Source organism: Luteimonas sp. Soil_C_5 (assembly GCF_057656615.1).
The window spans coordinates 22242-34821 of sequence record NZ_JBDGKA010000002.1 but is presented as its reverse complement, the minus strand read 5'-3'; the positions used below and the strand labels follow the sequence as shown (position 1 = coordinate 34821).

Below are 12580 nucleotides of genomic sequence, written 5' to 3'. Positions count from 1 at the left end.
TTCCCCATGACCGCCCGTATTCCAACCCTCGACATCCGCCGCTTCAGCGATCCCGCGGACAGCCGCGACCGCGAGGCCTTCGTGGCCGAGCTCGGTGCGGCCTATCGCGAGTGGGGCTTCGCCGGCATCAACGGCCACGGCATTCCGCAGTCGCAGATCGACGGCGCCTACGACGTGTTCAAGGCGTTCTTCGCCCTGCCCGAAGCGACCAAGCGCCAGTATCACGTGGCCGGCGGCGGCGGCGCGCGTGGCTACACCGCGTTCGGCGTCGAAACCGCGAAGGGCGCCACGCACTCCGATCTCAAAGAGTTCTGGCACATCGGCCGCGAGATTCCGGCGGATTCGAAGTACGGCGACGTGATGCCGCCGAACCTGTGGCCGACCGAGGTGCCCGGTTTCCGCGAACACGGCTACGGCCTGTACCGCACGCTCGACCAGCTGGGCGCGAAGGTGCTGTCCGCACTGGCCCTGCACATCGGCCTGCCGGAGGACTACTTCGTCGACAAGACCGACAGCGGCAATTCCATCCTGCGTCCGATCCACTATCCGCCGATCACCGCCGATAACATTCCGAACGAGCGCGCCGGCGCGCACGAGGACATCAACCTGATCACGCTGCTGGTCGGCGCTTCGGCGGCGGGCCTGGAAGTGAAGTCCAAGCAGGGCGAGTGGGTGCCGTTCACCTCCGACGCCGACACGATCGTCGTCAACATCGGCGACATGCTGCAGCGCCTGACCAACCACGTGTATCCGTCGACTACGCACCGCGTGACCAACCCGCCGGGCGAAGCCGCGCGCCAGCCGCGTTATTCGGTGCCGTTCTTCCTGCACCCGAATCCGGATTTCGTGATCGACGTGCTGCCGTCGACGGTGACGGCGGAGAATCCGAGCCGCTATCCCGAAGCGATCACCGCACAGGGCTATCTGGAAGAGCGCCTGCGCGAGATCAAGCTGAAGTAACGTGATTCGTGATTCGTGATTCGGAACGGCGCCTTCGGGCGCCGTTCCTGTTTCAGTGCATCGAATGCCGCTGTTTCCAATCACCCATCACGAATCACCAATGACCGCTTCTCAGAACCCGTACACCACATTGACCGTCGTCAGCGTGTCCGTACGGCGCCGGTCGTCGGCGCGCTCGGTGTTGTGGCGCACTTCGAAACCGGCCTTCAGGGCAAGGGCGTCGGTCATCTTCACCTGCAGGCCGAGTTCGTTGCGGGCGAAGGTGTTCTCGTCGCCGGCTTCGATCAGCAGCGTGTCGTAGAGCGTGGTGGTGGCGGTCAGCTGGTGGGTGAACTCCATGCCGCCGCGCACGATGCCGCCGTTGTCGTGTTCACGCACGCCCTGGGCCTTGGACCAGCGGTAACCGGGGCCGATCTCGAACGTCAGCTGGGTGGCGTCGCTGTCGATCGCATCGACCCCGTAGCCCATCGACACCGTCGATTGGTACTCGGTCGCGGAGAAGCGGTCGCGCTCGGTACGGGCGGAGCCGAAAACGCGGCTGCGCTCGCCGGTGCGCCGGCCGCTGGAGGCGAAGAGTTCGTAGCGCCGGGCCGTCTCGAGATCGTCGCTTTCGCCGTACAGGAACGCCGCGCGCAGCGCGTGCTTCCACAGCGCGTCTTCCTTGCGCAGCGCCATCTTGCCGACGACGGTCTGGCTGTCCGTATTGCCCTTGGAAATCGCCAGGCCGAGTTCGCCGGTGCCGCTCCAGCCGTCGTCGGCATCGGGCAGGGCAAGGGCGGGGACGGACGCGCACGACAACAGTGCGACGGCGGCAAGACCGGTGAAACGCATGGGAACTCCTGGATCGCGGACACAAAAAAACCGGCTATACGCCGGCTGGGTGCGCATTGTGCCGCCGATGCGCAGCGACGGCCACCGCACCGGCGCAAACCGTCGCGGATATCCCCGGTTATCGCCGCTGCGCACGCGCATCCGGCGCGCAAGGCGATGACGAGCCGTGGCGTTCGACGCGCGGCGGATGCGCGGATCGACGTGCTGGCCGCCGCCGCCGCGGCGCTTTGCATCGGCCCCCGCCAGGCGCCCAGGTGCGCGCGGCGTGCAGGGTCGCGCGGTGCCATCGGCTATCCTCGTGCGCCTTCGTCACTCAGGAGCGCTCGATGCGCCGCAGGATCGTCGCCGGAAACTGGAAGCTGCACGGCAGCCGCGCCTTTGCAACGCCGCTCATCGAAGCGCTGGCTGCCGGCCTGCCGGGCGAGGGCGTCGAGGTGCTGGTGCTGCCGCCGTTTCCGTATCTCCCGTTGCTGGCCGCCCGCCACGCCGGGCAGGGGCTCGGTTTCGGGGCCCAGGACGTCAGCGCGCACGCGACCGGCGCGTATACCGGCGAAGTCGCCGCCGAAATGCTGGCCGACGTGGGCGCCACCCATACGCTGGTCGGCCACAGCGAGCGTCGCCAGTACCACGGCGAGAGCGACGATCTGGTCGCACGCAAGTTCGCCGCTGCCCGCGCGGGTGGCCTGGTGCCGGTGCTGTGCGTGGGCGAAAGCCGCGAACAGCGCGAATCCGGGCAGACCGAGGCCGTCATCGGGGCCCAGCTGGAGGCCGTGATCGCCCATGCCGGGATCGAAGCCTTCGACGGTGCGATCGTCGCCTACGAGCCGGTCTGGGCCATCGGCACCGGCCTGACCGCCACCCCGGAGCAGGCCCAGGCGGTCCATGCCTTCCTCCGTGGCGTGGTCGCCCGGCACGATGCTAGAATCGCCGATTCGTTGCCGCTGCTGTATGGCGGCAGCTGCAAGCCCGACAACGCCGCCGCGATCTTCGCGCAGCTCGACGTCGATGGCGGACTGATCGGCGGCGCCTCGCTGGCGGCCGACGATTTCCTCGCCATCGCCGCCGCAGCCGCACACCGACCGGCGCCGTAACGCCGGATCACCACGTCGACCCGACCCGACCCAGAGCGCCCACGCAATGCTGCTGTCCGTCTTCAACATCCTGTTCGTCATCATCGCCATCGCGATGATCGCGTTGATCCTGATGCAGCGCGGCGCCGGTGCGCAGGCCGGTTCCGGCTTCGGCGGCGGCGCCTCCGCGACCGTCTTCGGCGCGCGCGGCTCCTCGAATTTCCTGTCCAAGGCCACCAAGTGGCTGGCGATCACCTTCTTCGCCATCACCCTGTTCATGGCCTGGTATGCGATGCACCGCGCCAACCCGAACGCGATGGACATGGATCTGGGTGTGATGGGTCGTGCCACGCCGACCGTGCCCGCGGAGCCGGGCGCCCGTCCCGTGCCGCCGACGCCCGCACCTGCCGCGACCGTGCCGCAGGCGCCTGCGGCCGATGCCGCGGTGCCGGCTGCGCCGACGGTCGATCCGGTGCAGGAATCGTCTCAGGAAACTCCCCAGACGAATTGATTCCGACTACAATGCGCGGCCGCTGGAATCGCTGACGCGCAACCAGCAGGATTTTCGAGATTTGCCCAGGTGGCGGAATTGGTAGACGCACTACCTTGAGGTGGTAGCGGCTTAGGTCGTAGGGGTTCGAGTCCCCTCTTGGGCACCATCGAGAAATACGGGTCACGGTCATCCGACCGGCCCCGACGAAGCTCCCCGCGCAAGCGGGGTTTTTCGTTTCTGGCGACAGGCCGGGCGGGGCATCCGGTTGTTGGCGCGCACGGCGTGCGTCGTGACGCCATCGATGACACCGATACGCCGATGGACCCGATTCGGCATGGCAAATCGTTTACTCGCCAGTTCTGAAAACGGTACAATTGCGGCGATCGGGCGTTGTGCCGCAGTGCGGCCAGACGCCCGATGTGCGTGAAGCATCTGATTGCTTCGCTAGTGCGGTGCCCCCGGGGCGCCGAGCCAAGGCCGCTTCGCGCGGCTGTAGCCGAGAGAACATCCGCGTGCTGGCCGAATATCTGCCGACCCTGCTGTTCCTGATCGTTGCCACGGGGATCGGCATTGCCTTGCTGGTCATTGGCAACCTGCTCGGGCCCAAGCGCCCGTCGCTGGAGAAGCTGTCGCCCTACGAATGCGGATTCGAAGCATTCGAGGACGCGCGCATGCAGTTCGACGTGCGCTACTACCTGATCGCGATCCAGTTCATCGTCTTCGATCTGGAAATCATCTTCATCGTGCCCTGGGCCACCGTGTTCCGTGAACTCGGTGTGCTCGGTCTGATCGAGATGGGCATTTTCGCCGGCATGCTGCTGCTCGGCTTCGTCTACGTATGGAAGAAGGGAGCGCTGGAATGGGAGTGAACCAGACCGTCGCGCGCCTGATGAACAACCCGCTGCCGGAAGGCCGGGTGGACGACATCCTGCGCCCCGAAGGCGAGAACCCGCTGCTCGAGCGCGGCTTCGTCACCACCAGTTCCGATGCGCTGCTCAACTGGGCGCGTACCGGTTCGATGTGGCCGATGACCTTCGGTCTGGCCTGCTGCGCGGTGGAGATGATGCACGCCGGTGCGGCGCGCCTCGATCTCGACCGCTACGGCGTGGTGTTCCGCCCGTCGCCGCGCCAGTCCGACGTGATGATCGTCGCCGGCACGCTGGTCAACAAGATGGCGCCGGCGCTGCGCCGGGTCTACGACCAGATGCCGGATCCGAAGTGGGTCATCTCGATGGGCAGCTGCGCCAACGGCGGCGGCTACTACCACTACTCGTATTCGGTGGTGCGCGGCTGCGACCGCATCGTGCCGGTGGACGTCTACGTGCCGGGTTGCCCGCCGACGGCAGAAGCGCTGATCTACGGCATCCTGCAGCTGCAGAAGAAGATCCGCCGCAGCACCAATTTCGGCGAGACCAAGACGGGGCTCCGCGATGCGTGACCACCCTGTGCGTGAGTCGGCGACCCAGTTCGCGACGCGTCTGCGCGCGCGTTTTCCCGAGGCCGATGTCGGTGTCGCGCTGCCGCGCGGCGAGGTGACCGTCACCACCGCCGGCGACTGGCTCGAGACCTGTCGTGCGCTGCGCGACGAATTCGGTTTCGAAATGCTGATCGACGTCTGCGGCGCTGATTACCTGAGCTACGGCAGCGACGAGTGGGACACCGACGTGTCCTCCGAAGGCTTCAGCCGCGGCGTCGAAGGCCGTGGGCCGGGCCGCTTCAAGTTCGGCGAGACCGGCAGCCGCCAGGTCTCGCAGCCGCAGGGCGATGCCGATATTCCGGTGCCGCAGCGCCGTTTCGCCGCGGTCGCGCAGCTGCTGTCGCTCGAGCACAACCGCCGCGTCGCCGTGAAGTGCTTCGCGCCGAGCGACGATCTGCCGGTGGTGTCGTCGCTGACGGTGCTGTGGCCGGTCGCCAACTGGTTCGAGCGCGAGGCGTTCGACCTGTTCGGCGTGATCTTCGAAGGCCACCCGGATCTGCGCCGCATCCTGACCGACTACGGTTTCGTCGGTCATCCGTTCCGCAAGGATTTCCCGTTGATCGGCAATGTCGAAGTGCGTTACGACGCCGAGCGCAAGCGCGTCGTGTACGAGCCCGTGACCTCGGTCGAGCCGCGTGTCGGCGTGCCGCGCGTGATCCGCGACGATGCCCGCTATGCGACCGCGAGTGGTGAGCAGATGGCCCGTCGTGCGGAGGGCAGCAAGTGATGAGCGCCGTGCCGACCACCTCGCTGCACACCGCCAACGCCACGCCCAGTGCGGAAGCGTTGAAGCAGGAAATCCGCAACTACACCTTCAACTTCGGTCCCCAGCATCCGTCCGCACACGGCGTGCTGCGCCTGATCCTTGAAATGGACGGCGAGACCGTGATGCGCGCCGATCCGCACATAGGTCTGCTGCACCGGGGCACCGAAAAGCTGGCCGAGTCGAAGCCGTTCAACCAGTCCATCGGTTACATGGATCGTCTCGACTACGTGTCGATGATGTGCAACGAGCACGCCTACGTGCGCGCCATCGAGACCCTGATGGGCATCGAGGCGCCCGAGCGCGCGCAGTGGATCCGCACGCTGTTCGACGAGATCACGCGCATCCTCAACCACCTGATGTGGGTGGGGTCCAACGCGCTCGATCTCGGCGCGATGGCGGTGATGCTCTACGCGTTCCGCGAGCGCGAAGAACTGATGGACGTCTACGAGGCGGTGTCGGGCGCGCGCATGCACGCGACCTATTACCGTCCCGGCGGCGTCTACCGCGATCTGCCTGCGCAGATGCCGCAGTACGCCGAGTCGCGCTGGCGCAAGGGCGAGAAGCTCAAGCGCTTCAACAAGTGGCGCGGCGGCTCGATGCTCGATTACCTCGACGCGTTCGCGAAGGATTTCCCGAGCCGCGTCGACGAGTACGAGACCCTGCTCACCGACAACCGCATCTGGAAGCAGCGCACGGTCGGCATCGGCGTGATTCCGCCGGAGAAGGCCAAGGCCTGGGGCATGACCGGTCCGATGCTGCGTGGTTCGGGCGTCGAATGGGATCTGCGCAAGACCCAGCCCTACGCCAAGTACGCCGAGGTCGATTTCGACATCGCCGTCGGCGTCAACGGCGACTGCTACGACCGCTATCTGGTGCGCATGTTCGAGATGCGCCAGTCGGCGAAGATCATCCAGCAGTGCGTGGCGTGGCTGCGGGCGAATCCGGGCCCGGTCATGCTCGACAACTACAAGGTGTCGCCGCCGTCGCGTGAGTCGATGAAGGACGACATGGAAGCGCTGATCCACCACTTCAAGCTGTTCACCGAAGGATATTGCGTGCCGGCGGGCGAGACCTACAGCGCGGTGGAGGCCCCGAAGGGCGAGTTCGGCTGCTACATGATCTCCGACGGCGCCAACAAGCCGTTCCGCGTGCATCTGCGCGCGCCCGGCTTCGCGCATCTATCGTCGATGGATGCCATCACCAGCGGGCACATGCTGTCCGACGTGGTGGCGATGATCGGCACCTATGACATCGTGTTCGGAGAGGTCGACCGATGAAGGCGACTGGCAATTTCGAGAACGCCCGCAACGTCGACCCGATGGTCGCGCTCAGCGGCGATACGCGTGCACACATCGACCACTGGCTGACCAAGTTCCCCGAAGACCGCAAGCGGTCCGCGGTGCTGCAGGGTCTGTTCGCGGCGCAGGAACAGAACAACGGCTGGCTGACCGACGAGCTGATCGCCGCCGTCGCCAAGTACCTGGACCTGCCGCCTGTGTGGGCCTACGAGGTCGCGACGTTCTACTCGATGTTCGAAACCGAGCAGGTCGGTCGCAACAACGTCGCGTTCTGCACCAACATCAGCTGCTGGCTCAACGGCGCCGAGGATCTCGTCGCGCACGCCGAGAAGAAGCTGGGCTGCAAGCTCGGTGAATCCACCGCCGACGGTCGCGTCTTCCTCAAGCGCGAGGAAGAGTGCGTCGCCGCGTGCTGCGGCGCGCCGGTCGTGGTCATCAACGGTCATTACCACGAGAAGCTCACACCCGAAACGGTGGACGAGCTGATCGACGGTCTGAAGTAAGGCATCGCGCGGACATGGCACATCACCATCCCAAGTCTTCCGAAGGTTACGGGCCCGTCGGGCCTGCACCGAAGGAACACCAGGCGGTCTACACCACGCTGCATTTCGACAAGCCGTGGTCGTACGAGAACTACCTCAAAACGGGTGGTTACAGTGCGCTGCGCAAGATCCTCGAAGAGAAGATCCCGCCGGCCGACATCATCGAAATGGTCAAGCAGTCAGGCCTGCGCGGCCGCGGCGGCGCGGGCTTCCCGACCGGTCTGAAGTGGAGCTTCATGCCGAAGGGCGAGATGCAGAAGTACATCCTCTGTAATTCGGACGAATCCGAGCCGGGCACCGCGAAAGACCGCGACATCCTGCGCTACAACCCGCATTCGGTCATCGAGGGCATGGCGATCGCGTGCTACGCGACCGGCTCGGCGGTGGGCTACAACTACCTGCGCGGCGAGTTCCACCACGAGCCCTTCGAACATCTGGAAGAAGCCACGGCCGAGGCATACGCCAACGGCTGGCTGGGCAAGAACCTGCTCGGCTCGGGCATCGACATCGATCTGTACAACGCGCTCGGCGCGGGCGCCTACATCTGCGGCGAAGAAACCGCGCTGATGGAATCGCTGGAAGGCAAGAAGGGCCAGCCGCGGTTCAAGCCGCCGTTCCCGGCCAACTTCGGCCTGTACGGCAAGCCGACGACGATCAACAACACCGAGACCTTCGCGTCGGTGCCGGCCATCGTGCGCAATGGCGCCGAGTGGTTCATGGGCCTGGGCAAGCCGAACAACGGCGGCTGCAAGATCTTCTCGGTCTCCGGCCATGTCGCAAAGCCGGGCAATCACGAGATCCGTCTGGGCACCTCGTTCGCCGATCTGCTGGCGCTCTGTGGCGGCATGCGCGAAGGCCGCACGATCAAGGGCGTGATCCCGGGTGGTTCCTCGATGCCGGTGCTGCCGGGCGAGACCATGATGGGTCTGACGATGGATTACGACGCGCTGCAGAAGGCCGGTTCCGGCCTCGGCTCGGGCGCGGTCATCGTCATGGACGACACGACCTGCATGGTGCGCGCCTGCCGGCGCATCGCGCGGTTCTACTACAAGGAAAGCTGCGGCCAGTGCACGCCGTGCCGCGAAGGCACCGGCTGGATGTACCGCATGCTGTGCCGCATCGCCGACCACACCGCGACGGTCGAGGACCTGCAGATGCTGCGGGCCGCGGCCGGCCAGATCGAGGGACACACCATCTGCGCCTTCGGTGAAGCGGCCGCATGGCCGGTGCAGGGTTTCCTGCGTCATTTCTGGGACGAGTTCGAGTACGCGATCGTCAACAAGCGTTTCCTCGTCGACGACCAGCGCAACGGCACCGTCGTGCCCAAGGCAGTAGCCGCATGAGCGCGCAGCCCGTGAATCCGAACCTGCCGCCCGACCACGTCACCGTCTTCATCGACGGCGTCGAACTGGCCGCGCCCAAGGGCTCGATGATCATCCATGCCGCCGACAAGGCCGGCATTCCGATCCCGCGTTTCTGCTACCACGACAAGCTCGCCATCGCGGCCAACTGCCGCATGTGCCTGGTCGAAGTGGAGAAGATGCCCAAGCCCGCGCCGGCCTGCGCCACGCCGGTGATGGATGGCATGCAGGTCGTCACGCGCAGCGAAAAGGCACTGAAGTCGCAGCGCAACGTGATGGAGTTCCTGCTGATCAACCATCCGCTCGACTGCCCGATCTGCGATCAGGGCGGCGAGTGCGAACTGCAGGATCTCTCGCTCGGTTACGGCCGTTCGGTCAGCCGCTTCGCCGAGCGCAAGCGCGTCGTGGCCGACGAGGACCTCGGTCCGCTGGTCGCGACCGAAATGACCCGCTGCATCCAGTGCACGCGCTGCGTGCGCTTCACCGCGGACATTGCCGGCACCTACGAGCTGGGCGGCATGCAGCGCGGCGAGAACCTGCAGATCGGCACCTACGACGGCAAGCCGCTGACCACCGAGCTGTCGGGCAACGTCATCGACGTCTGCCCGGTCGGCGCGCTGACCAACAAGGTGTTCCGTTTCCGCGCCCGTCCGTGGGAGCTGATCGCACGTGAATCGCTCGGCGGCCATGACGCGCTGGGCAGCAATCTGTTCCTGCATCTGCGCCGCGGCGACGTGATGCGCGCGGTCCCGCGCGACAACGAAGCCGTCAACGAGTGCTGGATCTCGGATCGTGACCGCTATTCGCACCAGGGCCTGTCGGCCGACGACCGCGCGGTGCATCCGCTGGTCAAGGACAACGGCGAATGGCGCGAGGCCTCGTGGGACGAGGCGCTGACGCGTGCGGCGGAGATCCTGCGCGACAACCCGGCCGACGAACTCGGTGTGCTGGTACATCCGGCCACCTCGAACGAGGAGGGCGCGCTGCTGGCACGCCTGGCCGAATCGCTGGGTACCGGCAACCTCGATCACCGCATCGCGCAGCGCGACCTGTCCGACGGCGCGATCGCCGAGACGTTCGCCATGCCGGTCGCCGAGCTCGAGAAGGCCGACGCGATCCTGATCGTCGGCTCCAACCTGCGCCACGAAGTGCCGCTGCTGCACCACCGCGTGCGTCAGGCATGGAAGCGCGGCGCCAAGGTCTACGTGGTCAATCCGGTCGATTTCGAATTCACCTTCGACATCGAGGACAAGGCCATCGTGGCGCCGTCGCAGCTCGCGGCGACGCTGCAGGTCGGCGAACTCGCCGATGCGCTGCGCGCCGGCAAGCACGCGGCGATCATCGTCGGTGCGCAGGCCGAGACCGGCGCGCACGCGGCCGAGATCCGTGCGGCCGCGGCTGCGCTGGCGACCTCGACCGGTGCGTCGCTGTGCCGCATTCCGCAGGGTGCCAACGCGCTCGGTCTGTCGCGCCTCGGCGTGCTGCCGACCTCGCGCGACGCCAACGCGATGCTGGCCGAGCGTCGCAGCGCCTACGTGACCTACGGCATCGAGCCGGGTCTGGACTTCGCCGACCAGGCGAAGGCGATGCAGGCCCTGGGCGCGGCGCAGGTCGTGGCCTTCAGCCACTTCGCCTGCCAGTCCACGCGTGCCGTCGCCGACGTGATCCTGCCGATCGGCGCGCTGGCGGAGATCGACGCCACGCTGACCAATCTCGATGGCCGCGAACAGCGGGCGACGGCCGCCGGCAAGCTGCCCGGCGACGCGCGTGCCGGCTGGCGCGTGCTGCGCGCGCTCGGCGGCGAACTCGGCGTGCCGGGTTTCGAATTCACCGATCTCGCCGGCCTGCGTGCCGGTCTGGTGCCGAAGCCGGTCGACGTGGTGCGCTCGAATGCGCCCGCGGTCGATGGCGACGGCCTGGAACTGGCGGTCAGCCAGGCGATCTATCGCGTCGACGGTCTCGTCCGCCGTGCTGCCGCGCTGCAGTCGCATCCGCTGACCCTGGGTCCGCGCATCGTGCTGCATCCCGATGAGGCCGCGAAGCAGGGCGTCGCCGACGGTGCGATGGCGAAGGTCTCCAACAGTGTGGGCACCGCGACGCTGCAGGTCGCCGTCGACGATCGTGTCGCGGCCGGTGCGGCGTGGGTGGAATCGGGCTACGGCGCCACCGCGGCGCTGTCGGCGGGCAAGGTCAAGGTGGTGGCGGCATGAGCGTGACGAATACCGCAACGCTGCTCGGTGACGTCACCGCACCGTTGTACGACTGGCTGATGTCGCTGGGCGCGATCGGGCTGATCATCTGGATCGTGCTCAAGATCCTGCTGATCGCCATGCCGGTGATCATCGCGGTCGCGTTCTACGTCGTCTGGGAGCGCAAGCTGCTGGGCTGGATGCATCAGCGTCACGGTCCGATGTACGTCGGCATGGGCATCTTCCAGGCCTTCGCCGACGTCTTCAAACTGCTGTTCAAGGAAGTGATCCAGCCGACCAATGCGCAGCGCGTGCTGTACATCCTGGCGCCGCTGATCACGCTGGCGCCTGCATTCGCGGCCTGGGCCGTGGTGCCGTTCGATTCGCAGCTGGTGCTGTCGAACGCCAACGCCGGCCTGCTGTACCTGCTGGCGATGACGAGCTTGGGCATCTACGGCATCATCCTCGCCGGCTGGGCGTCGAACTCGAAGTACGCCTTCCTCGGTGCGATGCGCGCCTCGGCGCAGATGATCAGCTACGAGATCGCGATGGGCTTCGCGCTGGTCGGCGTCATGGTCGCCGCGGGCAGCCTCAATCTCAGCGAGATCGTGATGGCGCAGTCGGGTGGAAAGGGCCTGTTCGACTGGTTCTGGCTGCCGTTGCTGCCGCTGTTCGTGATCTATTTCATCTCCGGTGTGGCCGAGACCAACCGCGCACCGTTCGACGTCGTCGAAGGCGAGTCGGAAATCGTCGCCGGTCACATGGTCGAGTATTCGGGGTCGGCGTTCGCGCTGTTCTTCCTCGCCGAATACGCGAACATGATCCTGATCAGCTTCCTGGTCGCGATCTTCTTCCTCGGCGGCTGGCTGTCGCCGTTCCAGGGCTGGGGCATTCCGCTGCTGTCGGTCGACGGCTGGTGGTGGCTGTTCGCGAAGGTGTTCTTCTTCGCCAGCTGCTTCATCTGGTTCCGTGCGTCGTTCCCGCGTTACCGCTACGACCAGATCATGCGGTTGGGCTGGAAGGTCTTCATTCCGATCAGCATCTTCTGGATCGTGGTTACCGCGCTGATGGCGTACTTCGGGATTTTCGAGGCGGGGCAGTAATGGCCAAGTTCGTTGCATGGTTCAAGGGCCTGCTGCTGCTCGAGTTGCTCGGCGGCATGGCGCTGACCTTCCGGTATCTGTTCCGCGACAAGTACACGCTGATGTACCCGATGGAAAAGACCCCGCAGTCGCCGCGCTTCCGTGGCCTGCATGCGCTGCGCCGGTATCCCAACGGCGAAGAGCGCTGCATCGCGTGCAAGCTGTGCGAGGCCGTGTGCCCCGCGCTGGCGATCACCATCGATTCCGAACAGCGCGAGGACGGCACCCGCCGCACCACGCGCTACGACATCGATCTGTTCAAGTGCATCTACTGCGGTTTCTGCGAGGAATCGTGCCCGGTGGACTCGATCGTCGAGACCCATCTGCACGAGTACCACTTCGAGAATCGCGGCGAGAACATCGTCACCAAGCCGCAGCTGCTGGCGATCGGTGACCGGCTCGAAGCCGAAATCGCCGACCGTCGCGCCGCCGACTCCGCGTACAGGTAAGC

13 protein-coding genes and 1 tRNA gene are annotated in these 12580 nt (G+C 66.2%); 13 read left to right on the top strand and 1 reads right to left on the bottom strand.

Going from position 1 to position 12580, the window contains the following annotated elements; all coding sequences use genetic code 11:
* Positions 1 to 6 precede the first annotated feature (6 nt).
* Positions 7 to 960 carry an isopenicillin N synthase family dioxygenase gene (locus AC3A5K_RS04555; protein ID WP_487616341.1) on the top strand — a complete coding sequence of 318 codons (954 nt, stop codon included), beginning with the start codon at positions 7 to 9 and terminating at the stop codon, positions 958 to 960.
* A 111-nt stretch (positions 961 to 1071) separates the two neighbouring features.
* Here the strand turns inward: AC3A5K_RS04555 and AC3A5K_RS04550 are convergent, their stop codons facing one another.
* Positions 1072 to 1791 carry a DUF481 domain-containing protein gene (locus AC3A5K_RS04550; RefSeq protein WP_487616340.1) on the bottom strand — a complete coding sequence of 240 codons (720 nt, stop codon included), beginning with the start codon at positions 1789 to 1791 and terminating at the stop codon, positions 1072 to 1074.
* Positions 1792 to 2117: 326 nt separating this feature from the next.
* Here AC3A5K_RS04550 and tpiA point away from each other — a divergent pair, with 326 nt between their 5' ends.
* The 12 genes from tpiA (at position 2118) to nuoI (ending at position 12578) form a co-directional block, all read left to right on the top strand.
* Complete coding sequence (tpiA, locus tag AC3A5K_RS04545) at positions 2118 to 2882, top strand: triose-phosphate isomerase (RefSeq protein ID WP_487616339.1); 765 nt, start codon at positions 2118 to 2120, stop codon at positions 2880 to 2882.
* 46 nt (positions 2883 to 2928) lie between these two features.
* On the top strand, positions 2929 to 3372 hold the full coding sequence (secG, locus tag AC3A5K_RS04540; RefSeq protein ID WP_487616338.1) for a preprotein translocase subunit SecG: 444 nt from the start codon (positions 2929 to 2931) through the stop codon (positions 3370 to 3372).
* A gap of 63 nt (positions 3373 to 3435) precedes the next feature.
* Positions 3436 to 3520, top strand: a tRNA-Leu gene (locus AC3A5K_RS04535).
* Positions 3521 to 3866: 346 nt separating this feature from the next.
* Positions 3867 to 4223, top strand: coding sequence for an NADH-quinone oxidoreductase subunit A (locus tag AC3A5K_RS04530; RefSeq protein WP_272761141.1), 357 nt, complete (start codon positions 3867 to 3869; stop codon positions 4221 to 4223).
* Positions 4214 to 4792 carry a NuoB/complex I 20 kDa subunit family protein gene (locus AC3A5K_RS04525; RefSeq protein WP_487616337.1) on the top strand — a complete coding sequence of 193 codons (579 nt, stop codon included), beginning with the start codon at positions 4214 to 4216 and terminating at the stop codon, positions 4790 to 4792. The genes AC3A5K_RS04530 and AC3A5K_RS04525 overlap by 10 nt, the downstream gene beginning before the upstream one ends.
* Before the next feature lie 7 nt (positions 4793 to 4799).
* Complete coding sequence (locus AC3A5K_RS04520; RefSeq protein ID WP_487617048.1) at positions 4800 to 5558, top strand: NADH-quinone oxidoreductase subunit C; 759 nt, start codon at positions 4800 to 4802, stop codon at positions 5556 to 5558.
* Entirely contained in the window at positions 5558 to 6874 is a 1317-nt protein-coding gene (locus tag AC3A5K_RS04515) for an NADH-quinone oxidoreductase subunit D (protein WP_487616336.1), read from the top strand. The genes AC3A5K_RS04520 and AC3A5K_RS04515 overlap by 1 nt, the downstream gene beginning before the upstream one ends.
* A complete protein-coding gene (nuoE, locus tag AC3A5K_RS04510) occupies positions 6871 to 7398 on the top strand; it encodes an NADH-quinone oxidoreductase subunit NuoE (protein ID WP_487616335.1) in 528 nt (175 codons plus the stop codon). The genes AC3A5K_RS04515 and nuoE overlap by 4 nt, the downstream gene beginning before the upstream one ends.
* A 14-nt stretch (positions 7399 to 7412) precedes the next feature.
* A complete protein-coding gene (nuoF, locus tag AC3A5K_RS04505; RefSeq protein WP_487616334.1) occupies positions 7413 to 8780 on the top strand; it encodes an NADH-quinone oxidoreductase subunit NuoF in 1368 nt (455 codons plus the stop codon).
* The gene (gene nuoG / locus AC3A5K_RS04500) at positions 8777 to 11008 is read left to right on the top strand and encodes an NADH-quinone oxidoreductase subunit NuoG (protein ID WP_487616333.1); all 2232 of its coding nucleotides are present in this window, start codon (positions 8777 to 8779) and stop codon (positions 11006 to 11008) included. The genes nuoF and nuoG overlap by 4 nt, the downstream gene beginning before the upstream one ends.
* Positions 11005 to 12090, top strand: coding sequence for an NADH-quinone oxidoreductase subunit NuoH (gene nuoH, locus AC3A5K_RS04495; RefSeq protein ID WP_487616332.1), 1086 nt, complete (start codon positions 11005 to 11007; stop codon positions 12088 to 12090). The genes nuoG and nuoH overlap by 4 nt, the downstream gene beginning before the upstream one ends.
* The gene (gene nuoI, locus AC3A5K_RS04490) at positions 12090 to 12578 is read left to right on the top strand and encodes an NADH-quinone oxidoreductase subunit NuoI (RefSeq protein ID WP_487616331.1); all 489 of its coding nucleotides are present in this window, start codon (positions 12090 to 12092) and stop codon (positions 12576 to 12578) included. Before nuoH ends, nuoI begins: the two co-directional genes overlap by 1 nt.
* Positions 12579 to 12580: the final 2 nt, after the last annotated feature.

Excerpts from the sequence above, each read along its gene's own strand:
- nuoG (WP_487616333.1), top strand. The coding sequence starts at position 8,777 with ATGAGCGCGCAGCCCGTGAATCCGAACCTGCCGCCCGACCACGTCACC.
- nuoH (WP_487616332.1), top strand. The coding sequence starts at position 11,005 with ATGAGCGTGACGAATACCGCAACGCTGCTCGGTGACGTCACCGCACCG.
- nuoF (WP_487616334.1), top strand. The coding sequence starts at position 7,413 with ATGGCACATCACCATCCCAAGTCTTCCGAAGGTTACGGGCCCGTCGGG.
- AC3A5K_RS04555 (WP_487616341.1), top strand. The coding sequence starts at position 7 with ATGACCGCCCGTATTCCAACCCTCGACATCCGCCGCTTCAGCGATCCC.
- secG (WP_487616338.1), top strand. The coding sequence starts at position 2,929 with ATGCTGCTGTCCGTCTTCAACATCCTGTTCGTCATCATCGCCATCGCG.
- AC3A5K_RS04550 (WP_487616340.1), bottom strand. The coding sequence starts at position 1,791 with ATGCGTTTCACCGGTCTTGCCGCCGTCGCACTGTTGTCGTGCGCGTCC.
- nuoE (WP_487616335.1), top strand. The coding sequence starts at position 6,871 with ATGAAGGCGACTGGCAATTTCGAGAACGCCCGCAACGTCGACCCGATG.
- tpiA (WP_487616339.1), top strand. The coding sequence starts at position 2,118 with ATGCGCCGCAGGATCGTCGCCGGAAACTGGAAGCTGCACGGCAGCCGC.
- AC3A5K_RS04515 (WP_487616336.1), top strand. The coding sequence starts at position 5,558 with ATGAGCGCCGTGCCGACCACCTCGCTGCACACCGCCAACGCCACGCCC.
- AC3A5K_RS04525 (WP_487616337.1), top strand. The coding sequence starts at position 4,214 with ATGGGAGTGAACCAGACCGTCGCGCGCCTGATGAACAACCCGCTGCCG.
- nuoI (WP_487616331.1), top strand. The coding sequence starts at position 12,090 with ATGGCCAAGTTCGTTGCATGGTTCAAGGGCCTGCTGCTGCTCGAGTTG.